This window comes from Mycolicibacterium thermoresistibile, from assembly GCF_900187065.1.
GTDB lineage: Bacteria > Actinomycetota > Actinomycetes > Mycobacteriales > Mycobacteriaceae > Mycobacterium > Mycobacterium thermoresistibile.
Window position 1 is genome coordinate 2,585,342 of sequence record NZ_LT906483.1, and the last position, 23,249, is coordinate 2,608,590.

A 23,249-nucleotide genomic window follows, 5' to 3' on the forward strand; every position below is an offset into this window, starting at 1 on the left:
CCCACCGGTCTTCCCGGCGGCCCGCGGCGGGTGTTTGACTGCACCCGTGACTCGAACTCGAACCGCGATTCTGGCCCGCCGGTTCTACGACCGCTTCGAACCGGTGCACGCCGTCACCTACTTCGCCCCGGAAGCCCGCCGCGCCCTCGACGATCTGGGGTACCGGGGCTTCTGGATGGGGTATTTCGCGTCCCGGTCCGCACCGTTGGGCCGGGTGCCGACCGAGGTCGTGACGGCCGTGTTCTACAACTTCGCGCCGACCCGGGTGGCCAGGGCGCTGCCCGACGCATGGCAGATCGCCGGTCCCGAGCAGGCGCTGCGAGCCCGCCAGGAGTCGGCGGTCGCGGCGTTGCACCGCTACGGGGTGCGTGACAGCGAAAGTGTCCGCACCGCGGCGGAACTGGCGGCGAGGGCGGCCGGCAGCGCGGGACTCGACGGACGCCCGCTGTTCGCCGCCAACGCGGCACTGGACTGGCCCGACGATCCGGTGGCCCGGCTGTGGCATGCGGTCACGCTGCTGCGCGAACACCGCGGCGACGCCCACGTCGCGGTGCTGACCGCGGCCGGCATCAGCGGGCGGGAGAGCAATGTGCTGCACGCCGCCGCCGACCGGGTGCCCGCAGAGTTGATCATGCGGTCCCGCGACTACGACGACGAGGAGTGGGCTCGGATTCAGGATCGGCTCGCGGGGCGCGGACTGCTCGACGCCGACGGTGCGCTCACCGACGCCGGCCGGGCCCTCAAACAACACATCGAGGACACCACCGACCGGCTCGCGCTGGCGGTGCTCGACCCGCTGACCGATGACGAGGTCGAGACGTTGTTCCGCACGCTCACCCCGATCGCCCGGGCGGTCGTCGCCGCCGGCGACATCCCGGCCGCGACCCCGATGGGTCTCAACCGCGCCGAACTCGACGACGACAGCGCCCGGCTGGCATAACACCGCTACCGGGGTGCGTACATGATCAGCGCGACGCCCAGCAGACACACCGCCGCGCCGATGACATCCCAGCGGTCCGGCCGGAATCCGTCGGCGACCATGCCCCAGACCAGTGATCCGGCGATGAACACCCCGCCGTAGGCGGCCAGCACTCGGCCGAAGTGCGGGTCGGGCTGGAACGCCGCGAAGAAACCGTAGGCGCCGAGCGCGATCACCCCCGCACCCATCCACAGCAGTCCGCGGTGTTCCCGCACCCCTTGCCACACCAGCCATGCGCCGCCGATCTCGAACAGCGCGGCGACCGCGAACAGGATCACCGACTTGAGCACCGTCACGCGGACCACTCTGCCGCATCCGCGGCGCCCGCCTCGTCGGCGCGAGGGGTCAGGTCTGCACGCGGTTCCACTCCACCCAGCCGACGCCGGTGCGGCCGTCGGCGGTGGTGACCCGGCACCAGGCCCGCGGGAAGTGGCTCACCCGCCCGTCGGGGGCGGTCAACCGCACCGGCGCGTGACCCTGGATGTCGATGTCCACCGAGACGTCACCGGGAGTCAACTCGATGGTGGTGGCGACCGGCAGACCGGTGCCGGCGACGGTTTCGCGGGCCCGCACCCCGCTGAGTTCGAGCAGCGGTCCGTCCGGCGGTTGGATGTAGCCGATGCCGATCGGCCCCATGTCCGGGATCCGCACGTCCACCCCGTGCAGACGGGTGCCGTCGTCGAGGTGCAGCGCGCTCCACACCCACTCCATCCCCCACCAGTCGCGCACCCCCCACGAGTGGTCCCGCTGTCCGGGCACCGCGGTGACGGTGTAGCTGCGGTCCCCGGCGGTGACGGTTCCCGACACCGTGCAGGGGATCTCGAAGCGCGGGGTGATCCGGTACTGATAGGGCGTGCCGGCCGAGGTCCACTCCAGGTCGAAGGTGAGCTCCACGGGCTCCCCGGCGCCGCCGGCCAGCAGCACCGCCGGATCGTCGTAGGACTGACCGCGACCCCGCACCGTCACCCGGTACGACCGCAGCGGATCGGTGGCTTCCATGTCGAGTTCGGCGGTGCCGGTGCGGGTCCGGAACGGGTCGGCCGGCAGCGGGGCCTCCCATTCGGTGAGCGCGATCGTCGGCATGTCCGGCCCGCACAGCAGGGCGTTGACCCAGGCGACACCCTCGTTGGGCATCAGTCCCAGCCGCACCCAGCCGCCCACCCCCTGTTCGGCGTCGACGAAGTCGAAATACCAGCTCTCATTCCACAACGGCTCGTCGGTGGGCCGGTGCGGATACTCGTCGGCGGGCTCGGGTCGCAAGGGTTCGGGGGCGGCCGGCGGCGGCAGGATGTCCAGCGCACCGGTGTCGAGCACGTGGTCGCAGTGTCGCCCCAGCAGCGTCAGGAACATCTCGTCGCCGCGTTCGGTGCGCTCCACCAGCATCGCCGGCACGATCGCCATCACCACACCGGTGAAGGTCTGCCGACGCACCCGGTCGCGCACCTCGTCGAGGGTCAGGGCCGGTTCGGGCCCCAGCGCGTCGTGGTAGGCGCGTAGCAGCTCGTCGTAGTGCGCGCGGCGGTCCTCGGTCTTCAGCGCACAGCCCAGGAAGTACGCCACATCGGTCAGCGCCGGCCCCCACGCGACGGTCTGCCAGTCCACGGCGGTCAACGGTCGCGCGGCGTGCGGGTCGCCGAAAAGCATGTTGTCCAACCGGAAGTCGCCGTGCACCAGGCCGTGTGGTCGGCCCGCCGCCTCGGCGGCGAGGTAGTCGTCGAAGGCCGCGATCAGCCGCTCGCACACCAGCCGGTGGGCGTCGCTGACCAGATTGCCGTAACGTTCGACGAACCCGGCGTAGAGCTGGGCGAGCAGCGCCTGGTCGATCGGGGCGTCGCGGTTGAGCCACTCCGCACCGCCCAACTGCTCGTCACCCAGCAGCGGTGCGTGCACCTTGCCGAGTTCGGCCAGCGCCAGCTTGGCCTGTTCCGGTGTGGCGCCGCGGATCTCGTCGCCGACCTGGGCCGGGGCGGCGTCCCCGAGCAGCAGGTCGAACGCGCCGCTGTCCGGGTCGTAGGCGGCGTGGTAGCACGGGGCGATCGGACCGCCGGTCAGGCGCGGGGCGATGTCGGCGTAGAAGCGGACCTCGCGTTCGTAGAGTCCCAGCGACACCCCGGTCTGGCGGCTGGTGGGGTCGCTGGCGGCGACCTTGAGCACCACCGAGGCCGGCCGGTCCGCACCGTCACCGGTCCACGACAACGTGACCCGGTAGCACTCGCTCATCTGGCCGGTGCCGATGCGTTCGACGGTGAAATCGGTGACCCGGCCGGCTCCGGGTGTTCCGGCGGTGAGCTTCTCGGTCAGCCAGTGGGTGGTCAGGTCGGTGGGCCGTTCGATGACACGGTTCCTGGTCGGTTGCACGCGACCAACGTAGGCCATCGGCACCGTCCCCGAGGCCGTTTTCGGCAGAGTTCTTGACGCCTGTCAATTCCGGTCAGGCCGGGTGAGGGTGAAACCCTGCCAGGCTTGTCGCCGGTGCGCGTCCGGGTCGTATTCCACCCGCGGGTTCCGGTCGAACACCCGCACCGGGCGGTGTTCGGCGGTGTAGGCCGGCCAATCGTCGCCCGGCACCCCGGTGCGGCCGAACGCCAGCCAGCGTCGCTGCAGATCGCTGCTGACCCGCTGCGCCGACACCCAGTCGCCGGCCAGGGTCAGCAGCCGGCCCGGGCGGGTGCGGTAGGTGCCGAACACCGCCAGCAGTTCGGTGGCGTGGGTGGCGCCGATCCCCGACCAGTGCAGCATCCGCGGCGCGTAGTCGTAGCGGTACACATAGGTCGGGGCGTGCCGGCTGTGCGCCTCGCTGATCTCCCAGGCGGCGGTGCCGAACGCGAAGTCACCGCCCAGCCGGATGCAGGCATCGGCGTCCGGATAGCCGGGATAGGCCGCGATGATGCGGTCGCGCACCTCGGCGTCGGTGTCGCCGAACAGCGCCTCGATCATCGGTTCGCTGATCGGCAGCAACGGCAGGAAGCGCCGGAACAACCGCCCCTCCTCGGCGTTGGTGCCGACGATCAGCGGAACGTCGTGAGCCCGGCCGTCGCGCATCGCCTCGACCGGATGGCGGGGCAGACAGTCGTCGCCGTAACTCGGCCCGACCGCGAATGCGCCTGGCATGTCGGTCATTCCGCGGCTGATCAGCTCGTCGAGGGCCCGCACCAGATCCGCCGGGGATGCCGCCATCAGCGCCGCGGCCGGGTCCCGGCCCGCGCCGAGCAGATCGGCGAACCGGCGGGCGAACTCGGCGGCGACGTCGGCCGAGCGGACCATACCGCTCGCGGGGCTCTGCGAGATCGCCTGGGAGAAAAGCCCTTTGGCAGCCGGGACGGCCATCAACGTGGCGACCGCGTGTGCGCCGGCGCTCTCCCCGAAGATCGTCACGTTGCCCGGGTCGCCGCCGAACACCGAGATGTTGTCGCGCACCCACTGCAGGGCTAGCACCAGATCCCGCAGGAACAGATTGCTGTCGATCGGATGCCTGCGGGTGCTCAGCGACGACAGATCCATACAGCCCAGCGCACCCAGCCGGTAGTTCACCGACACGTACACACAACCGCGCCGCGCCAGGGCGGCCCCGTCGTAGATGGGGGTGGCCGAACTGCCCAGCAGGTAGCCGCCGCCGTGGATGAACACCAGCACCGGCATCGGCGAGTCCGGCGGGTGTTCGGGCGCGACCACGTTGAGGGTGAGGCAGTCCTCGCCCATCGGTTGGTACTTACCCAACCCGATCAGGGTGTACTTGCGTTCCTGGGGTGCGCAATTGCCGAAACCGTGGCAGTGCCGCACCCCCGGCCACGGGTCGGCCGGCTCCGGCGCCCGCAACCGCAGCGGACCCACCGGTGGTTTCGCGTACGGGATCGCGCGCCAGCGGTGCACGCCGTCCCGGGTGAACCCCTCGATCGTCCCGGTGCTGATCTGCACGCGCACCCGATGTTCGTGCATCACCCGACCGTATCGAATCCGACGCCGCGACCCGGCCTCCCGCACCGGGACCGGGCCGGCCGTCTAGCCTGACCGATATGCGCATCGCTCTGCTCCTCGCCGCATCCGCACTGGTTGCGGCGTGCTCCCAGGGCCAGACCGCAGACGTCGAACAGCGGCTGCCGACCCTGACGGCGCCGCCGACCACCCGCACCACCACCGGCACCCCGACCACCACGACCACCAGCACGACGCCGACCGCCGCTCCCCGGGCCGGGGCCACGATCAACGAGGTGGTGGCCTGGATCGAGGCCGCCGAACCGGTCGACGCCGCGGGGTTCGGGGCCGCCACCCGGGACGGTGAGACCACCGAGCTGGACGGCGACGTCGCGTTCGTCAACCCGTCGGGCACGGTGAACTGCATGACCGCCGCCCGGTTCGACGGGGCGCTGGCCTGCCTGGTGGAGTTGGCCGACCCGCCGCGCCGGCCCACCCCGGGCGAGGGTCAGTGGCAGGGCGGCTGGGTCGACTTCCCGGGCACCACGGTGCAGATCGGCTCGGCGCACGCCGACCCGGGCCGTTTCGCCGCCGGCACCGGGGCGGAACTGCCCCACGGCCGCAGCGTGGCGTTCGGTGACTACCGGTGCCGTTCAGACGCTTCCGGGGTGTTCTGCGTCAACTACGCGCACCGTTCGGCGGTGAAGTTCAGCGACACCGGCATCGAGGCCTACGGCTGCCTGAAGGAGGTGCCGGCGCCCGAGGACGTCGGCGTCAAGTACAGCTGTTAACCGGTGGCGGGCCGAACACGTTCCCGCACCCGCTGCGGGTACACCTGGGTCATCGCGACCGCTCCGGTGATCACCACCACCGGGAGCACCCAGTGGGTCCAGTGGGCCGTTTCGGGCATGTGCACACCGATGAGGCCCAGCACCGCGATGAGACCGAACGCCGCGCCCCACATCGCGGTCAGCACCTGATTCGTCCGCCGGAACACCGGCCGCTGCCAGGCCGCCCGCGGCGCCGAGGCGCGGGTGTACTGCTCGGTGAACGGTACGAAGAACAGCGACGCCAGCGTGATCACGGCGAGCGCACCGCTGGACAACGTGATGGCGTGGGTGTCCATCCAGTCCCGGTCCCGCGCGCCGACGACGGCGCCGGCCACCGTGACCGCGAAGAAGAACACCATGGTGGCGACGTCGAGCAGCTTCGGTCTCCCCCGGCCCATCGACACCCCCAGGATGAAGGCCGCGAGCAGTGCGCACATCGCGCCGTACTGCCAGGTGCTCGGCCCGCCGGCCACCACCCAGTAGAGGATCCAGGGCACGAAACCGACGAACGGACTGCGTTCGAACCATTCGTCCACACCCTCAGCTTGACCGCCGACCGGGGCTGTTGGCCAGCCCGCGGCGGTGCCCGCCGGTTCAGCGCCAGCCGTCGGCCGCCTTGGCGGCGCGCATCAGCTCCTCGCAGAGCTGTTTGAGTTCGGCGGTCCCGGCGCCCTCGTCGAGCGCGGTGGCGATGTCCTCGGCGGCGCAGCGCACCTGATAGACGCGATCGGCGAGCTGGGCGGCCTCCTCGGCGGAGAGCACCACCGCATCGGGCGGCAACGCCGTGCCCTTGACCATCGACCGCTGTTCGTAGGCGCGTTGCCGGCAGGACTGGCGGCAGTACTGGCGCCGCCGGCCGAGTCCGGCGTCGGGCACCTCCCGGCCACACCAGCGGCAGGGTTGTACCCGGGTGCGCTTACGGGTTTCGGATGCCACGGCACAAGACTGTAAACCGCGCGCCGCCGGAACCGGCGTATCATCGACGGCTGAGTCCGGAACTACTCGGGAACTATGTGGTGTGTTGCTGCGTTGTGGTTTCTGGCAGCAAATCTGTGAGGAGAGTATCGACGATGGCTGATCGTGTCTTGAGGGGTAGCCGGCTCGGAGCCGTGAGCTACGAGACCGACCGTAACCACGACCTGGCGCCGCGTCAGATCGCCCGCTACCGCACCCCGAACGGTGAGATCTTCGAGGTCCCGTTCGCCGACGACGCTGAGATCCCCGGCACCTGGCTGTGCAAGAACGGGATGGAGGGCACCCTGCTCGAGGGTGAGGCCCCCGAACCGAAGAAGACCAAGCCGCCGCGGACGCACTGGGACATGCTGTTGGAGCGGCGGTCGATCGAGGATCTCGAGGAGTTGCTCAAGGAGCGGCTCGAGGTGATCCGCGCCAAGCGGCGCGGCGCCGGGAGCTAGCCGGCCGGTCCCCCGGCGAGACCTGACTGACGGGCCCTGACTGACGGACCCTGACTTACGGGCCCTGACCAGCGGACCCTGACTAACGGACGATGCCGCGGGCGCGGTCCAGGCGCCCGCGGATTCCCCATTCCGCGACCTTGAAGATCGCTTCGCGGATGTTGGAGCCGCTCATCTTCGACTGGCCGAGCTCCCGTTCGGTGAAGGTGATCGGCACCTCGACGACCTTGAAGCCGTGGTTGATCGCGCGCCAGGTCAGGTCGATCTGGAAGCAGTAGCCCTTCGAGTCGACCGCGTCCAGGTCGATCTTCTCCAGTACCTCGCGCCGGTAGGCCCGGTAGCCGGCGGTGATGTCGCGGATGTCCACCCCCAGCAGCAACCGCGAATAGGTGTTGGCGGTGCGTGACAGCAGCAGCCGCCGCCGCGGCCAGTTGCGCACCTGACCACCGTCGACGTAGCGCGACCCGATGGCCAGGTCCGCCCCGGCGTCGACGGCGTCGAGCAGCCGGTGCAGCTCCTCCGGGGCGTGGCTGCCGTCGGCGTCCATCTCCACCAGCACCGAGTACTGGCGGTTCAGCCCCCACCGGAATCCGGCCAGATAGGCCGCGCCCAGACCGGCCTTGCTGGCGCGGTGCATGACGTGCACCCGATCCGGGTCCGCCAGCGCCAGCTCGTCGGCCAGCTCACCGGTGCCGTCGGGGCTGCCGTCGTCGACGATCAGCACGTGCACCCCGGGGCAGGCCCGATGCACCCGATCCACGATCAGCGGCAGATTGTCCCGTTCGTTGTAGGTCGGGATGATCACCAGAGTGCGCTGACTCGGACGTCGATTGTCCGTGGTGTCGGGGTCGGGTTGCTGGCCCGTCGTCATGGGACTCCTTTGCTCTTCGTCGACCCCGCAGCGCGTGGGGCACGAGTCTTCCATTCTGCAATACCGTCCCGGCCAGGGCAGCGCCCAGACCGGCCAACGCCGCGGCGATCAGGGCGCCGTGGATGACCGGCCCGTACCGGGTGGCCGGGCTGAGTTGGGTTTTCAACCGCACCTGCACGTCCAGGTAGGCGGGTTCGAAGAACCGGGTCCGGGCGACTTCCCGGCCGTCGGGGGTGATCACCGCGCTGATGCCGGTGGTGCCCGCGACCACCGCGTAGCGGTTGTGTTCGACGGCCCGCAGCCGGGCGAACGCCAGATGCTGTTCGCTCATCGCCTCGTCGAAGGTGGCGTTGTTGGTCGGCACCGCCAGCACCTCGGCGCCGTTGCGCACCGACTCGCGGGCGGCCCGGTCGAAGATCACCTCCCAGCAGGTGGTCACACCGACCGGGACACCGGCCGCGGTCACCACCCCGTCCCCGTCGACCGGGATGAAGTAGCCCGCCCGGTCGGCGTACGGGGACAACCGGCGGAAGAAGTCCCGCCAGGGCAGATACTCGCCGAACGGTTGCACGATCTGCTTGTCGTGACGGTCGGTGGGCCCGGTCTCCGGATCCCAGACCAGCACCGAGTTGGTGGCCACCGGGTTGTCCGGGCGGTATCCGGGCGCGCGCACCACCCCGCCGACCAGGATCGGCGCGCGGATCGCCGCGGCTGCAGCCGAAATCTGCTGGTGAGCATCGGGATTGGCGAGCGGATCGATGTCGGAGGAGTTCTCCGGCCACACCACGAACAGCGGTTGTTCGGCACGCCCGGCGCGGACGTCCTCGGCCAGCCGCATGGTTTCGCGGACGTGGTTGTCGAGCACCGCACGACGTTGCGCGTTGAAGTCCAGGCCCAGCCGCGGCACGTTGCCCTGCACCGCCGCCACCCGGATCGGCTGGTCGGCCGCATCGGCGCCGGCGCCGGAGTAGCGCACCTGCGGCCACACCACCGCGGTGGCCAGCAGCACCGCCGCGATGCACAGTCCGGGCAGCACCACCGCGGGCGGGGCGGCCCGGTGCGAGTCGCTGCGCCACCACCGGACGATCGCCGCCGTGAGCGCGGCCAGGCTGAAGCCGGTGAGCGCCACCGCGAACGACACCAGCGGCGCCCCGCCGATCTGCGCCAGGGCCAGCAGCGGCCCGTTGGTCTGGCTGTAGGCCACCACACCCCAGGGGAAGCCGCCGAACGGCACCGACGACTTGATCCACTCGTAGGCCACCCACAGCAGCGCGAACCACACCGGCCGGCCGGGCAGTCGGCGCACCGCAACCGCCGCCAGCCCGAACAACCCGGGGAACACCGCCTGCACCACCGACAACGCCAGCCACGGCACGGCGCCCACCAGCCCGCTGATCCAGGGCAGCAGCGGGATGTGGAAGGCCAACCCGAACAGCACGCCGTAGCCGAAGCCGCCGGCGAGGGTCGTCGCCCGGTGGACCAGCACCCCGCCCAGCAGGGCGAGTGCGACCGGGGCCAGATACCACCAGCCCATCGGGGGGAAGCTCACACACAGCAGCAGACCGGCCAGCACCGTGAGACCGAGCTGCGGCAGCCGGTCCAGCACGGCGCGGCCGGCGCGGTGGGCGAACCGGATCAGCCGGTCAGCCGGCCGATCGCCCGGTTCCGCGGTGTCGGCCCGGCTCGGCTCGTCGGTGGCCGGCTCGTCGGTGGCCGGATCTTCCACCGGGTCGTCGCCGGCCGGATCTTCGGCCGGATCCTCGGCCGGATCTTCGGCCGGGTCGTCGGTGATCGGGTCGAAGCCGATGGGGTCGGTGGGCGGTTCAGACCTGGTCGGTCCTGATGCCGGCCCGGACGTCGGCCCGGATGTCGGCCCGGACGTCGGCCCGGATCGCCGGCCGGGCGCGCGCCGGTCGCGCCGGCCGCGGTCAGCCATGGATGACCGCACCTCGATGTACCGTCTGCCGGCACCGTGGCAGCCGGTCCCCGGCCGCGAGCCGGGGCAGCGCCGGCACCCGTGAGCGCGGATCGGTCGACCACCGCTGCACGGCGTCGTCGGGGGTGGCGATCTCGAGTTCGTCGGCGTCCCAGACGGCGTAGGAGGCGGGCGCCCCCGGCACCAGGGTGCCGCTCACGCCGTCGCGGACACCGCCGGCACGCCATCCGCCGCGGGTGGCCGCCGCGAACGCCGCACGCGCCGACACCGCGCTGCCCGGGGTGTGGTGCAGCGTGGCGGCACGCACCGTCTCCCACGGATTCATGCTGGTGACGGGCGAATCCGAGCCGAACGCGAGGGGCACGCCTGCCGATGCTAACAGCGCCAGCGGGTTCAGCCCGGCCGCGCGATCGGGGCCCAGACGCCGGGCGTACATCCCGTTCTCGCCGCCCCACAGCGCATCGAAGTTGGGTTGCACGCTGGCCACCACGCCCCAGCTGCCGAGACGCTCGGCCTGCTCGGCGTCGACCATCTCGAGGTGCTCCAACCGGTGTCCGCAGCGTGCCACCGACGGTGCCCCGAACTCGTCGACCACCCGCTGTAGGGCGTCGACGACGGCGGTGACGGCGGCGTCGCCGATGACGTGGAATCCGGCCGTCACCCCGGCCTCGGTGCAGGCCCGCAGATGCGCGAACACGGCATCGGGGTCGAGATGGCGGTTGCCGCAGGTGTCCGGTGCATCGTGGTAGGGCCGGGACAGCCATGCGGTGCGCGACCCGAGCGCGCCGTCGACGAACAGGTCGCCGGCCAACCCGCGCGCCCCGGTGGCGGCCGTCAGTTCGGTGGCCTCCGCGGCGGTGCGGACGGGTTCGCCCCAGTAGCCGATGATCTCCACCCCGAGGTCGAGGTCGCGCAGAGCCTGCCAGTCGTCGAGGCCGCCGATCTGCGGGCCGGCGCATTCGTGTACGGCGACGACGCCGTGGGCGGCGGCGTGGCGCAACGCGGCGGTGCGGGCCGCGTGCCGCTGCTCGGCGGTGAGGCCGGCGCGGGCGGCCGCGCGCACCGCGTGGTGGGCGTCGGCTGTCAGCGGACGTTGCGGGTCGAACCCGGTGCGCTGCCCCAGGTCCGGCACCGACCGGCGCAGCCCGGTGGAGGCGACCGCCGAGTGCACGTCGACCCGGGCCAGGTAGGCGGGCCGGCCACCGACGACGCGGTCCACGTCGTCGGTGTGTGGTGGGCGCTGCTCGGGCCACTCCGAGTCGTCCCAGCCGTGCGCCCAGATCGGCCCCTCGGGATGCCGCCGGGCGTGCTCGGCGAGCAGGTCCAGACAGTGCCGCAACGAGGTCGCGGGGCGCAGGTCCAGCCCGGTCAGCGCGAGCCCGGTGGCGGTGAGGTGCACATGCGCGTCGACGAAGGCGGGCGCCAGGAAGGCGCCGTCCAGATCGATCACGGTGGCGTCGGGGAACTGGTGGCGGCCGACGTCGTCGGTGCCGAGCCAGGCGACGACGCCGTCGCGCACCGCGAGGGCGGTGGCGTCGGGCATGGCGGGGCTGTACACCCGGCCGTTGAGCAGGAGTGTGGTCGTCACGGTGTGTCAGTCGGTGCGTGGCAGGCGGGGCTGATCGGCGTCGATCACGGTGCCGGCAACGTCCGTGTCGGTCACGGTGTCGGTCACGTGCTCGACGACGTGGGCGTCGATCACTTCGCCGTCAATGTAACCGGGCCGCCCGGCGCGGTGGCCGGCCACCGTGATCAACGGCAGGTGCCGGCTGATTCTCCGGGCCGCCACCGCGGTGATCGCCGGCCGCAGCACCGCCCGCGTCGGCGGCGCCAACAGCAGCGCGCCGAGCACCGAACTGGCCAGGCCGGGCACCACCACGAGCACCGTGCCCGCCGCCACCATCAGGCTGTCGGTGGCCGCACCCAGCGGGGAGCCGAGCCGGCCCGGAGGTGCGGCCCCGGCGAGTGTGCTGCGCAGTTCGCGGAGCTGCCGGGTGACCTGCGCACCGGCCAGGACGAGCCCGAGCAGGAACGCCACCAGCACGGCCAGCACCGCCCAGCCGAAGCCCACCGTCGTCACCATCGCGATGAACACCGCCAGTTCGACGACGGCGTAGAGCAGGAACAGCCGCTGTGCCATATCGGTCAAACGTCCCGGTGGCCGATCAGGTTCCGGCCGGGCGGATCTTCAACCCGACGTTGGTGCGCATCCCGCCGCGCAGCTTGGAGAAGAAGTTGAACGCCTTGCCCAGCAGTCCGTAGCGTTTGCCGATCGCGTCGTAGACCTCCCCGGTGCGGGATTTGTCCAGGATGGTGGCGACGGCCTCGACCGGTTCGCTGGTCGGATTGCCCCGCATGTCGCATTTGGCGATGGTGACGCGGGGGGTGTTGCGGATGCGCTTGACCTTCCAGGACTTCTCCTGGGTGATCACCAGTAGACCGTCGCCGTCGGGCGCCGCCCACACCGGGGTGGGTTTGGGCCGGCCGTCCTTGGTGAACGTGGTCAGCAGGATGTAGTCGGACGTGGCAATGTCGTCGAAGGTCACCGGCACGGGCTCCACCGTAACGGCCGGTACCGACGCACGGGGCCCATCACGGGGCCGGGGTCGATTCCGGGGTGGACGGCGGGGCCGTCCGCCGGGCGCGGACCTGGAGCGCGCGGGTGGCGGCCATGGCGAGGGCGACCAGGATCACCAGCGCGATGGTCAGCCCGGTCCACGGGAACTGCGGCGCCTGCAGCTGGTCGACGAACGCCTGGGTGGCCGCCGCCGGATTCCCGGGCACCGCTTTGGCGTAGTCCTCCCCCGCCTCGAGCGTGACCCGATCGTAGGTGGTGCTGTAGGTCCCGGCGAACGACGGGCTGAGCACCAGCACGGTGGCGTCCGGATGGTTGATGCCGACCTCGGTGGCGACATCGCGCAGCGCGGTGTCCATCCACGGGTTCTGGTCGATGACCACCACTTTGAGGTCGATGCCGTCGGCGCGGGCGTCGGCGACCACCTGTTGCAACTCGTCGAGCTGCTCGGGCTCGAGCCCCGCGGCGCTGACATGGTCGTCCTGCAGATCGGCGTTCAGCGCGTCGAGACACGCCTCCGGGGCGTCGGGGTTGAGGTCCCGATCGGCCTCGATGCCGAGGGTGGTACACAACTCGTCGGGTATGTAGGCCGGCAGCACAGGTGCGGTCACAGCCTGGAACGGTACGCGATCACCGCGTTGGGTATCCACCTGACAACCGGTCTCCGACAGGGAAGACTGGGGTCGGACCGGGCGTTATACAGGACAAGCGTACTGTTAGGATTATCGGCGCCGTTGACACAGCCCGTCGGCGGCGATGACTAGCCGGGAGTTGATGTGAGCAAAGGAAATACGAAGGGCTCTTCCCTGAATTCGTTCGATGCGCGCGGCACGCTGACCGTCGGGGACCGAAAATTCGACATCTACCGCCTGAGCGCGGTGCCCGGCACTGACAAACTTCCCTACAGCCTGAAGGTGCTCGCCGAGAACCTGCTGCGCACCGAGGACGGCGCCAACATCACCAAGGAGCACATCGAGGCGCTGGCGAACTGGGACCCGAACGCCGAGCCGAGCGTGGAGATCCAGTTCACCCCCGCCCGCGTGGTGATGCAGGACTTCACCGGCGTTCCCTGCATCGTCGACCTGGCCACCATGCGCGAGGCGATCGCCGAGCTCGGTGGCGACCCGGAGAAGGTCAACCCGCTCGCCCCCGCCGACCTGGTGATCGACCACTCGGTGATCGCGGATCTGTTCGGCCGGCCCGACGCGTTCGAGCGCAACGTGGAGATCGAGTACCAGCGCAACGGTGAGCGCTACCAGTTCCTGCGCTGGGGGCAGGGCGCGTTCAACGACTTCAAGGTGGTGCCGCCCGGCACCGGCATCGTGCACCAGGTCAACATCGAGTACCTGGCCTCGGTGGTGATGGACCGCGACGGCGTCGCGTATCCGGACACCTGTGTGGGCACCGACAGCCACACCACGATGGTCAACGGCCTGGGCGTGCTGGGCTGGGGTGTCGGCGGTATCGAGGCGGAGGCCGCGATGCTCGGCCAGCCGGTGTCGATGCTCATCCCCCGCGTCGTCGGGTTCAAGCTCACCGGTGAGCGGCAGCCCGGGGTGACCGCCACCGACATCGTGCTCACGGTCACCGAGATGCTGCGCGAGCACGGTGTGGTCGGCAAGTTCGTCGAGTTCTACGGTGAGGGTGTCGCCGCGGTGCCGCTGGCCAACCGGGCCACGCTGGGCAACATGAGCCCCGAATTCGGTTCCACCGCAGCGATTTTCCCGATCGACGAGGAGACCATCAGCTACCTGCGGTTCACCGGGCGCAGCGAGGAGCAGCTGGCGCTGGTCGAGGCCTACGCCAAGGAGCAGGGGCTGTGGCACGATCCGCAGCGTCAGCCGCAGTACTCCGAGTACCTCGAGCTGGATCTGTCCACGGTGGTGCCGTCGATCGCCGGGCCGAAGCGTCCGCAGGACCGCATCTCGCTCAACGAGGCCAAGTCGGCCTTCCGCCGCGACCTGGCCGACTATGTCGACGACGGTGAGCACTCCACCGAGTACACCAAGCTCGACGAGGCCGTCGACGAGACCTTCCCGGCCAGCGATCCGGTGCGCAACACCGAGTTCGCCGACAACGGCACCCCGGCGCATGTGCACTCGGCGGCGGTGGAGCCGACCGGGCGGCCCACCAAGCGGGTCCGGGTGAAGTCCGATGAGCTCGGCGAGTTCGAGCTCGACCACGGCGCGGTGGTGATCGCGGCGATCACGTCCTGCACCAACACCTCTAACCCGGAGGTGATGCTGGGTGCGGCGCTGCTCGCCAAGAACGCGGTGGACAAGGGCCTCGCGACCAAGCCGTGGGTGAAGACGACGATGGCCCCGGGCTCGCAGGTGGTCAGCGACTACTACGAGAAGGCCGGTCTGTGGCCGTACCTGGAGAAGCTGGGCTTCTACCTGGTCGGTTACGGCTGCACCACCTGCATCGGCAACAGCGGTCCGCTGCCCGACGAGATCAGCAAGGCCATCAACGACAACGATCTGTCGGTGGCCGCGGTGCTGTCGGGCAACCGCAACTTCGAGGGCCGGATCAACCCGGACACCAAGATGAACTACCTGGCGTCGCCGCCGCTGGTCATCGCGTACGCGCTGGCCGGCACGATGGATTTCGACTTCGAATCGCAGCCGCTGGGCAAGGACTCCGACGGCAATGACGTCTTCCTGCGCGACATCTGGCCGTCGCAGCAGGAGATCGAGGACACCATCCGCTCGGCGATCAGCCAGGAGATGTTCACCAAGAACTACGCCGACGTGTTCAAGGGCGACGAGCGTTGGCGCAGCCTGCCGACCCCGAGCGGCAGCACCTTCCAGTGGGATCCGGAGTCGACGTATGTGCGTAAACCGCCGTACTTCGAGGGCATGTCGGCCGAGCCCGCACCGGTGTCGGACATCACCGGGGCGCGGGTGCTGGCGCTGCTGGGCGATTCGGTGACCACCGACCACATCTCCCCGGCGGGCACCATCCAGCCCGGCACTCCGGCCGCGCAGTATCTGGAGTCCCACGGCGTGCAGCGCAAGGACTACAACTCCTACGGTTCGCGGCGCGGTAACCACGAGGTGATGATCCGCGGCACCTTCGCCAACATCCGGCTGCGCAACCGGCTGCTCGACGCCATTGTCGAGGGCGGGGTGTCCGGTGGCTACACCCGCGACTTCACCAAGGGCGGCGAGCAGGCGTTCATCTACGACGCCGCGCAGAACTATGCGGCCCAGAACATTCCGCTGGTCGTGCTGGGCGGCAAGGAGTACGGCTCGGGTTCGTCGCGGGACTGGGCGGCCAAGGGCACCGCGCTGCTGGGTGTGAAGGCCGTGATCACCGAGTCGTTCGAACGCATCCACCGCTCCAACCTGATCGGTATGGGTGTGCTGCCGCTGCAGTTCCCGCAGGGGCAGTCGGCGGCGAGCCTGGGTCTGGACGGCACCGAGACGTTCGACATCACCGGGATCGAGGCGCTCAACGAGGGCAGGACGCCGAAGACGGTGAAGGTGACCGCCACCAAGGAGGACGGCTCGAAGGTCGAGTTCGACGCGGTGGTCCGCATCGACACCCCGGGCGAGGCGGACTACTACCGCAACGGCGGCATCCTGCACTACGTGCTGCGCAACATGCTGGAGTCCAAGTAGTCCGCTCGTCGACGCGTACTCGGCGGAACAGCAGGGACGTCCGTTGCCGCGGGTGACTGACGACCATCTGGCGGCGCGCCGTCGGCAGATTCTCGACGGCGCCCGCCGCTGTTTCGCCGAGTACGGCTACGAGCAGGCCACGGTGCGCCGCCTGGAGCAGGCGACCGGGTTGTCGCGAGGCGCGATCTTCCACCACTTCAAGGACAAGGACACCCTGTTCTTCGAGCTGGCGCGGGAGGACGCCGAGCGGATGGCCGAGGTGGCCTCCCGCGAGGGGCTGATCCAGGTGATGCGGGATCTGATCGCGGCGCCGGAGCAGTACGACTGGTTGACGACGCGGTTGGAGATCGCCCGCAAGCTGCGCAACGATCCGGAGTTCCACCGCGGCTGGTCGGAGTTGTCCGCGGAGCTGGCGGCGGCCACCACGGCCCGGTTGCGCCGCCAGAAGCAGGCCGGCCGGCTGCGCGACGACGTGCCCGGAGAGGTGCTGCGGACCTACCTGGAGCTGGTGCTCGACGGGCTGGTGGCCCGGCTCGCGTCGGGTGACGATCCCGAAAAACTCAGTGCGGTACTGGACCTGGTGGAGGCGTCGGTGCGCCACCAGGGTTCGGAGTGACCCTGCCCGTCCGCCTGCCCGTCCCAGTGAACCGCGACGGTCAGCTGGCCCGGCGGCTGCGGTGGTTGGGTCCGCCCCGGCTGCGCATCGTGGTGCCGGATTCGCGCAGCATCGCGTGGATCGACCCGTATGACCGTCCGGTGGAGGCCACCAGCGACCGGATACTGGCCCCGTTCTCGTAGGCGGTGCGCAGTTCCTGCATCAGCTGCTCTCGGGACTTGTTGGTCTTCTTCATCGACATCTCCCCACCTCTCGATGTCCCGACGCATACCCACGGTAAAAAGGCTTCACACTCCGCGCGGGAAAATGACCGAACGGGCCGGAACCGGATCCGCTCAGGCGAGCTCGATGAGATCGCGGTACTCGTCGGACCAGAAATCTTCGGTGCCGTCAGGCAATAGCACCACCCGCTGCGGATCCAGCGCCTCGGCGGCGCCCGGGTCGTGCGTGACCAGCACCACCGCACCGACATAGCTGCGCAGCGCATCGAGCACCTGTTCGCGCGACGCCGGGTCGAGGTTGTTGGTCGGCTCATCGAGCAACAGCACGTTGGCGGCCGAGGCGACCAGCCCGGCCAGCGCGAGCCGGGTCTTCTCCCCGCCGGACAGCGTGCCGGCGGGTTGTTCGAGTTGCGGACCGCTGAACATGAACGCCCCCAACAACCCACGCAGATCCTGCTCACCGCTGTCCGGGGCGGCGTGGCGGATGTTCTCCCACACCGTGGCGTGGTCGTCGAGGGTGTCGTGCTCCTGGGCGAAGTAGCCGATCTTGAGTCCGTGACCGGGTTCGATCTGCCCGGCGTCGGGGGTTTCCACCCCGGCCAGCAGCCGCAGCAGTGTGGTCTTGCCGGCGCCGTTGAGGCCCAGCACCACCACCCGCGATCCGCGGTCGATGGCGAGATCGACCCCGGTGAACACCTCGAGCGATCCGTAGGTCTTGGTGAGGCCCTTGGCCACCAGCGGGGTGCGCCCGCACGGGGCCGGGGTGGGGAATTTGATGCGGGCCACCTTGTCGGCGACCGGTGCGTCGTCCAGCGCCGCCAGCATCCGTTCGGCGCGGCGCAGCATGTTCTGCGCGGCAACGGCTTTGGTTGCCTTTGCGCCCATCTTCGCGGCCTGGGCGCGCAGCGCGGCGGCCTTGCGCTCGGCGTTGGCGCGTTCCCGGCGCCGCCGCTGCTCATCTGTCGCGCGGGCGTCGAGGTACTTGTGCCAACCCATGTTGTAGATGTCGACCTCGCCGCGTACCGCGTCGAGGAACCACACCCGGTTGACCACCTCGGCGAGCAACTCCACGTTGTGGCTGATGATCACCAGCCCGCCGGTGTGGTTCTGCAGGAAGGTGCGCAGCCAGCCGATCGAGTCGGCGTCGAGGTGGTTGGTCGGTTCGTCGAGCAGCAACGTGGTCCCCGCACCGCCTCCCGATCCGCTGTCGGCGGCGGCGAACAGGATGCGGGCCAGCTCCACCCGGCGGCGCTGACCGCCGGACAGGGTGCGCAGCGGTTGGGTGAGAACGCGGTCCGGCAGCCCGAGGCTGGCGCAGATCCGGCCGGCTTCGCTCTCCGCGGCGTAACCGCCCAGCGCGGCGAACCGCTCCTCGAGTTGGCCGTAGCGGCGCACCGCGCGGTCGCGGGCGGCATCGTCGACCACCTCGGCCATCAGGACCTGCTGCTTCTCCAGTTCGGCGAGCAGCGTGTCCAGACCGCGGGCAGACAGCACCCGGTCCCGGGCCAGGACGTCCAGGTCGCCCTGTTTGGGGTCCTGGGGCAGATATCCGATGTCCCCGGTGCGGGTGACGGTGCCCGCGTAGGGTTCGCCCTCCCCGGCCAGGATGCGCAGGGTGGTGGTCTTGCCGGCGCCGTTGCGTCCGACCAGACCGATCCGGTCGCCGGGCTGCACCCGCAACACCTGACCGTCGTCGAGGGACAGCAGCGTGCGGGCGCCGGCGCGGACCTCCAGGCCCGATGCGGTGATCACGCTGACACTCCTGAGGACGGGTTCGAAGAACGGGTGGATCTGCCGGGGACATGACGGCACGGTCGGCGGCTGGCCGCGCGACCGGCAACCCAGGCTAGTCGGCCGGTGGGCCGGGATGCCAATCGATTTTCTGTGCGTGCTGGGCCGGGCGGCGCCGTTCAGATCTTGTCGTCCGGGAATCTGGGGGCCCGCTTCTCCTTGCGGGCGGCGACCGCCTCTTCGAAGTTGTGCGTCAGCAGCCGGATGTAGAGCTGTCCGAGGCCCTCGGCGTGCATGTGCGATTCCAGCGAACCGGCGTCCAGTCCGCTCCACAGCGTCCGCTTGGTCAGTTCGGTGCCGGGCCGGGAGAACCCCGCGATCCGGTCGGCCAGCTCGTAGCAGGTGTCGAGGAGCTCGGCGGGCGGCACCCGGCGCGACACCAGGCCGATTCGTTCGGCTTCCTCGGCGTCGACGTCCCGGCCGGTCAGCATGATCTCGAAGGCCCGGGAGGAGCCGATGGCGCGCGGCAGCAGATAGCTGAGCCCCAGCTCACTGGCGGTCAGCCCGTTGTTGATGCCGGCGGCGCGGAAGTACGCCTCGGTGGAGGCGATCCGGATGTCGGCGGCCAGCGCCAGGCACAGCCCGCCCCCGATGGCGGCGCCGTTGACGGCGGCGATCACCGGCTGGTGCAGCTTGCGCAGCGTCAGGATGACGTCGTCGAGCACTTCCATCGACCGCAGCCCGTAGCTGGGCCGGGTCAGCCCGTCGACGTGCGGCACCGTGCCGGCCGACTTGTGGTCCGCGCCGGACGAGAAGCCGCGGCCCGCGCCGGTGAGCACGACGACGCGGACATCGTTGTCGTAGGTGATCTCATCGAGTGCCGCCTTGAGAGGCACCATGACATCGAACGCCATCGAGTTCATCCGCTCCGGCCGGTTGAGCGTCACCAGCGCGATGTGCGGACGGGGATGGTCTACCAGCACCAGGTCGTCACGACTACGCACGGTTGCACGTTAGCGTGCGGCCGTGCCGACTCGGGCCGGGCGGGCTATTCGCCGCTTTGTTCGGCGTTCTGCTGCGCCGCGATGGCGGCGTCGATGTCGAGTTCCCTGACTTTCTGCACCAGCTCCTCCAACGCCGGCGGCGGCAAGGCGCCGGCCTGGTTGAACACCAGGTAGCCCTTCTTGAAGGCCATCAGCGTCGGGATGGAACGGATGTCGGCGGCCGCGGCCAACGCCTGCTCGGCCTCCGTGTCCACCTTGGCGTGGACGACATCCGGGTGCTTCTGGGCCGAGGCCTCGAAGGTCGGCGCGAACTGGCGGCACGGGCCGCACCAGGACGCCCAGAAGTCGACCAGGACGATCTCGTTCTCCTGGATGGTCTCGTTGAACTGATCGGCGGTGATGTCTATGGCACTCACGCCATCTCCTAACGTCGTGGCCCGGCCGGGCATTCCCGGCCGTACTGGCGCTGACCCGCCAGTGCCGTCCCCCGTATGGTAACGGCCTACCGGGTCGGCACCGGGTCACAGGGCACGCGTCGGGCCCGCTCAGTCGGCGACGTTGAACGCGGTGATCACCTTCCGTGGTGTGATCCGGACGATCAATTCGCCGGGTACGCCGTTGCGGCGGCCGAATTCCTCGGCGCGATCGGCGCCCATGTAGCGCCCGCCTATCCGGGTCGCGATGTCGAGCAGGTCGGCCGGGTCCTCGCTGATCGATGTGGTGCCCTGGACTTGAACGAAGGAGTACGGCGGCTGTTCGTCATCGACGCAGAGGGTGACCCGTGGATCCCGCCGCATCGCCCGTGCTTTCGCGGTGTTCTGATCGGTGTTGAACACCAGGGTCTGTCCGTCGACGATGAACCACACCGGTACGACGAGCGGTCGGCCGTCGGCGGCCACGTACCCGAGCTTTCCGGTGCGGGTGCCCTCGGACAGGAAGGCGATCACGTCGTCGGTGAGCTCCATTCGTTCACGGTAGATCGTCGGGCGGTGCTGCGAGGTGGCGTTGCAGCCACGGGCCGATGACGCTGGTGTCGTCGGCGCGCACCTCGTCGACGGTTCCGGTGGCGATGATCTGACCGCCGCCGTCGCCGCCGTCCGGGCCCATGTCGATCACCCAGTCGCAGTTGCCGATCAGGTCGAGGTCGTGCTCGATGACGATCACCGTGGCGCCCGCGTCGACGAGCCGGTCGAGCACACCGATGAGCGTGGCCACGTCGCGGGGGTGCAGTCCGATCGTGGGTTGGTCGAACACGAACAGCGCGGTGTCGTGCCGGCGACGTAGCTCGGCCGCGAGCCGCAACCGCTGCGCCTCGCCGCCGGAGAGTGCGGGTGTCGGTTCGCCGAGGGTGAGGTAGCCGAGTCCGACGTCGTCGAGCGCGGCGAGGGTCCGGTCGAGTCGTCGCAGCGCGGCGGCACGGTTTTTCGGCGCCGTATCGCTGCGCTGGGCGAGGCTTGCGAACCACTCCCGCGCCTGGCTGATCGTCATGTGCAGGACGTCGGCGATCGAGGTGCCGTCAATCTGCGCGTCCAGCGTCTCCGGGTTGTACCGGTCGCCGTGGCATTCCGGGCAGGTCACCGGCAGGTCGGGCAGGTACTGCAGGTCGAGTTCCAGTTCGCCGAGGCCTTCGCACACCGGGCACCGTCCGGCCGGGGTGTTGTAGGAGAAGCGGCCCTTGTTCCAGCCGCGGTGGCGGGCGACGTCGGTGGTGGCGAACAGGGTGCGGATCTCGTCGAAGGCACCGGAGTAGGTGGCCGGGGTGGACCGGTCGTTGGCGCCGATCGGGGTGGCGTCGACGACGACGACCCGGTCGAGGCCGGCGGATTCGACGGCGCGGACGTGGCGTGGCAGCGGCTCACCGTCGGCCTCGGCGCGCAGCGCCGGGATCAGCGAGTCCAAGATCAGCGCGGTCTTGCCGGCGCCCGACACCCCGGTGATCGCGGTCATCCGGTTGACCGGGAACTGGGCCTGCACGTCGCGCAGGTTGAACAGGTCGGCGACGTCGATGGCCACCGCGTCGAGGTCCGGGTCGGGTGCCCGGCGCTGCCGGACGACGGGCTGCGCCGTGCCGGTGAGGTAGGCACCGATGCGGGACTCCAGTGCCGCGGCCACCGTGGTCGGCGGCCCCTGCGCGACCAGCCGGCCACCGCCGGCGCCCGCGTCGGGGCCGAGTTCCAGCAGGTGGTCGGCGGCGCGCAGGATCTGGACGTCATGGTCGACCACGACGATCGAGTTGCCGTCGCCGACCAGGCCGTCGAGGATGTCGATGAGCCCTTCCACCGCCGACGCGTGCAACCCGATCGAGGGTTCGTCCAGGACGTAGAGCATGCCGGTGGTGCGGCGCATGGCCGTCGACTGCAGCTGGATGCGCTGGCGTTCGCCGGTGGACAGCGTGTCCCCGGCGCGGTCCGGTGAGAGGTAGGCCAACCCGAGTACCAGTAACGGTTCGACCGCCTTGTGCAGTTCTCCGGTGAGCCGTTCCGCGGTACCGATGAGCGACGCCGATATGGTGGCGGCCTCGGCCACAACGCTTTTCGCGAAATCGGCATAGGCGCCGAGCGGCTCGGCCAGGATCTCGGCGAGGTTGCGGCCCGCGAGCCGCGATGCACGTGCAAGGGGCGACAGCCGACTGCCGTGACACTGTGGACAGGCCCGGGTCTCCAGATAGCGGGCGGCGCCGGTGCGCCCGGAGGAGGTCTCGTTGGCCGCCATCTTCAGGACCGATTCGGTCGCCGATTCGTAGCAGGCGTTGAGCGGGAACGGCCGGCCGGTGCCGGACTGGATGACGATGTGCTTGGTCACCGGGTGGCCGGGCCCGTCGATGACGAGGCGGCGCTCGTCGGCGGTCAGGTCGCGCCACGGGACGTCGGTGCGGACGCCGAGTTCGGCTGCCACCAGCGGCATGTGCGAACGGCCCAACATTCGCCACGGCCCGATCGCGCCGTCGGCCAGCGACAGATTCTCGTCGACGACGAGGCGGTCGCGGTTCACCTCTTGGATGGCGCCGAGTCCCTGGCAGGTCGGGCAGGCGCCGTGGGTGTTGAACGCGAACGACTCCGCCGACGGGATCGGTTCGGCTGCCTCGCACGTCGGGCAGCTGAGGTGTTCGGTGGCCCACGCGTCCAGGCTGGGCGGCACATCGTGTCCGTTCGGGCACGGTGGGTGCCCAGCCGGCTCATGGTCAACCGCAGGACGGCGTTGACCTCGGTCATGGTGCCGACCGTCGACCGCGGGCCGGGCATGGGTGGACGTTGACGCAGCGACAGCGCGGCCGGCAGGTAGCCGACCGAGTCGACGTCCGGGGCGATCGCCTGGGTGATCCGGCGGCGGGTGAACGTCGGCAGGCCGTCGAGGTAGCGGCGCGATCCCTCGGCGTAGAGCACGCCCATCGCAAGCGAGGATTTCCCCGACCCCGACACGCCGGTCAGCGCAACGAAGCTGCCGAGCGGGATGTCGAGGTCGAGGTCGGTGAGGTTGTTCACCCGCGCGCCGCGCACCTCGATGCTGGTGGGCGGCGGGCGGCGGCGACGCATAGG

The 23,249-nt window shown here is 70.3% G+C and carries 23 protein-coding genes; 5 read left to right on the top strand and 18 right to left on the bottom strand.

Annotated features, from left to right (window positions below):
* Window positions 1–46: 46 nt before the first annotated feature.
* Window positions 47–940 (top strand): SCO6745 family protein, encoded by an 894-nt coding sequence (locus CKW28_RS12090; RefSeq protein ID WP_003923753.1) that lies wholly within the window; start codon window positions 47–49, stop codon window positions 938–940.
* A gap of 5 nt (window positions 941–945) precedes the next feature.
* Here CKW28_RS12090 and CKW28_RS12095 read toward each other — a convergent pair whose 3' ends face one another.
* From CKW28_RS12095 to CKW28_RS12105, 3 genes are read right to left on the bottom strand one after another with little or no spacing between them, the layout of a single operon-like run.
* Complete coding sequence (locus CKW28_RS12095) at window positions 946–1,275, bottom strand: YnfA family protein (RefSeq protein WP_003923754.1); 330 nt, start codon at window positions 1,273–1,275, stop codon at window positions 946–948.
* A gap of 49 nt (window positions 1,276–1,324) precedes the next feature.
* Window positions 1,325–3,355 (bottom strand): DUF7064 domain-containing protein, encoded by a 2,031-nt coding sequence (locus CKW28_RS12100; protein ID WP_040545973.1) that lies wholly within the window; start codon window positions 3,353–3,355, stop codon window positions 1,325–1,327.
* Window positions 3,356–3,400: 45 nt separating this feature from the next.
* The gene (locus CKW28_RS12105; protein ID WP_040545975.1) at window positions 3,401–4,915 is read right to left on the bottom strand and encodes a carboxylesterase/lipase family protein; all 1,515 of its coding nucleotides are present in this window, start codon (window positions 4,913–4,915) and stop codon (window positions 3,401–3,403) included.
* 77 nt (window positions 4,916–4,992) lie between these two features.
* On the opposite strand from CKW28_RS12105, the gene CKW28_RS12110 reads away from it, so the two are divergent.
* On the top strand, window positions 4,993–5,682 hold the full coding sequence (locus CKW28_RS12110; RefSeq protein WP_003923757.1) for a hypothetical protein: 690 nt from the start codon (window positions 4,993–4,995) through the stop codon (window positions 5,680–5,682).
* Here CKW28_RS12110 and CKW28_RS12115 read toward each other — a convergent pair.
* Both CKW28_RS12115 and CKW28_RS12120 read right to left on the bottom strand, forming a co-directional pair.
* The gene (locus CKW28_RS12115; RefSeq protein WP_003923758.1) at window positions 5,679–6,257 is read right to left on the bottom strand and encodes a DUF3159 domain-containing protein; all 579 of its coding nucleotides are present in this window, start codon (window positions 6,255–6,257) and stop codon (window positions 5,679–5,681) included. The genes CKW28_RS12110 and CKW28_RS12115 overlap by 4 nt on opposite strands.
* Before the next feature lie 58 nt (window positions 6,258–6,315).
* A complete protein-coding gene (locus tag CKW28_RS12120) occupies window positions 6,316–6,657 on the bottom strand; it encodes a hypothetical protein (RefSeq protein ID WP_040545977.1) in 342 nt (113 codons plus the stop codon).
* Between the two features lie 134 nt (window positions 6,658–6,791).
* On the opposite strand from CKW28_RS12120, the gene CKW28_RS12125 reads away from it, so the two are divergent.
* Window positions 6,792–7,136, top strand: a complete 345-nt coding sequence (locus CKW28_RS12125; RefSeq protein WP_003923760.1) for an RNA polymerase-binding protein RbpA — start codon at window positions 6,792–6,794, stop codon at window positions 7,134–7,136.
* An 82-nt stretch (window positions 7,137–7,218) separates the two neighbouring features.
* On the opposite strand, the gene CKW28_RS24125 is transcribed toward CKW28_RS12125, so the two are convergent.
* Genes CKW28_RS24125 through CKW28_RS12155 form a run of 6 tightly spaced genes read right to left on the bottom strand, consistent with a single transcriptional unit; the run spans window position 7,219 to window position 13,129 of the window.
* Window positions 7,219–7,938 carry a polyprenol monophosphomannose synthase gene (locus tag CKW28_RS24125; RefSeq protein ID WP_234784910.1) on the bottom strand — a complete coding sequence of 240 codons (720 nt, stop codon included), beginning with the start codon at window positions 7,936–7,938 and terminating at the stop codon, window positions 7,219–7,221.
* On the bottom strand, window positions 7,820–9,943 hold the full coding sequence (gene lnt / locus CKW28_RS12135; protein ID WP_003923762.1) for an apolipoprotein N-acyltransferase: 2,124 nt from the start codon (window positions 9,941–9,943) through the stop codon (window positions 7,820–7,822). The genes CKW28_RS24125 and lnt overlap by 119 nt, the downstream gene beginning before the upstream one ends.
* On the bottom strand, window positions 9,936–11,486 hold the full coding sequence (locus tag CKW28_RS12140) for an amidohydrolase (RefSeq protein WP_050811866.1): 1,551 nt from the start codon (window positions 11,484–11,486) through the stop codon (window positions 9,936–9,938). The genes lnt and CKW28_RS12140 overlap by 8 nt, the downstream gene beginning before the upstream one ends.
* 51 nt (window positions 11,487–11,537) lie before the next feature.
* Window positions 11,538–12,083 carry an FxsA family protein gene (locus CKW28_RS12145; RefSeq protein ID WP_003923764.1) on the bottom strand — a complete coding sequence of 182 codons (546 nt, stop codon included), beginning with the start codon at window positions 12,081–12,083 and terminating at the stop codon, window positions 11,538–11,540.
* A 25-nt stretch (window positions 12,084–12,108) separates the two neighbouring features.
* Complete coding sequence (locus CKW28_RS12150) at window positions 12,109–12,495, bottom strand: PPOX class F420-dependent oxidoreductase (RefSeq protein WP_040545997.1); 387 nt, start codon at window positions 12,493–12,495, stop codon at window positions 12,109–12,111.
* 40 nt (window positions 12,496–12,535) lie between these two features.
* The gene (locus CKW28_RS12155; RefSeq protein WP_003923766.1) at window positions 12,536–13,129 is read right to left on the bottom strand and encodes an Rv1476 family membrane protein; all 594 of its coding nucleotides are present in this window, start codon (window positions 13,127–13,129) and stop codon (window positions 12,536–12,538) included.
* 165 nt (window positions 13,130–13,294) lie between these two features.
* Here CKW28_RS12155 and CKW28_RS12160 point away from each other — a divergent pair, with 165 nt between their 5' ends.
* On the top strand, window positions 13,295–16,141 hold the full coding sequence (locus CKW28_RS12160) for an aconitate hydratase (RefSeq protein ID WP_003923767.1): 2,847 nt from the start codon (window positions 13,295–13,297) through the stop codon (window positions 16,139–16,141).
* A 43-nt stretch (window positions 16,142–16,184) separates the two neighbouring features.
* Window positions 16,185–16,757 (top strand): TetR/AcrR family transcriptional regulator, encoded by a 573-nt coding sequence (locus CKW28_RS12165; RefSeq protein WP_003923768.1) that lies wholly within the window; start codon window positions 16,185–16,187, stop codon window positions 16,755–16,757.
* A 40-nt stretch (window positions 16,758–16,797) separates the two neighbouring features.
* Here CKW28_RS12165 and CKW28_RS12170 read toward each other — a convergent pair whose 3' ends face one another.
* The 7 genes from CKW28_RS12170 to CKW28_RS24390 all read right to left on the bottom strand — a co-directional run bounded on the left by CKW28_RS12170 (window position 16,798) and on the right by CKW28_RS24390 (window position 23,246).
* Entirely contained in the window at window positions 16,798–16,992 is a 195-nt protein-coding gene (locus tag CKW28_RS12170) for a helix-turn-helix domain-containing protein (RefSeq protein WP_003923769.1), read from the bottom strand.
* A 100-nt stretch (window positions 16,993–17,092) separates the two neighbouring features.
* The gene (locus tag CKW28_RS12175; protein WP_003923770.1) at window positions 17,093–18,730 is read right to left on the bottom strand and encodes an ABC-F family ATP-binding cassette domain-containing protein; all 1,638 of its coding nucleotides are present in this window, start codon (window positions 18,728–18,730) and stop codon (window positions 17,093–17,095) included.
* A gap of 158 nt (window positions 18,731–18,888) precedes the next feature.
* Window positions 18,889–19,713 (bottom strand): enoyl-CoA hydratase, encoded by an 825-nt coding sequence (locus CKW28_RS12180; protein WP_040545981.1) that lies wholly within the window; start codon window positions 19,711–19,713, stop codon window positions 18,889–18,891.
* Between the two features lie 44 nt (window positions 19,714–19,757).
* On the bottom strand, window positions 19,758–20,129 hold the full coding sequence (gene trxA / locus CKW28_RS12185; protein WP_003923772.1) for a thioredoxin: 372 nt from the start codon (window positions 20,127–20,129) through the stop codon (window positions 19,758–19,760).
* A 129-nt stretch (window positions 20,130–20,258) separates the two neighbouring features.
* Window positions 20,259–20,678, bottom strand: coding sequence for a PPOX class F420-dependent oxidoreductase (locus CKW28_RS12190; protein ID WP_003923773.1), 420 nt, complete (start codon window positions 20,676–20,678; stop codon window positions 20,259–20,261).
* 4 nt (window positions 20,679–20,682) lie between these two features.
* Entirely contained in the window at window positions 20,683–22,704 is a 2,022-nt protein-coding gene (locus CKW28_RS12195) for an excinuclease ABC subunit UvrA (RefSeq protein ID WP_308210489.1), read from the bottom strand.
* The gene (locus tag CKW28_RS24390) at window positions 22,701–23,246 is read right to left on the bottom strand and encodes a P-loop NTPase family protein (RefSeq protein ID WP_308210488.1); all 546 of its coding nucleotides are present in this window, start codon (window positions 23,244–23,246) and stop codon (window positions 22,701–22,703) included. The genes CKW28_RS12195 and CKW28_RS24390 overlap by 4 nt, the downstream gene beginning before the upstream one ends.
* Between the last annotated feature and the right edge of the window lie 3 nt (window positions 23,247–23,249).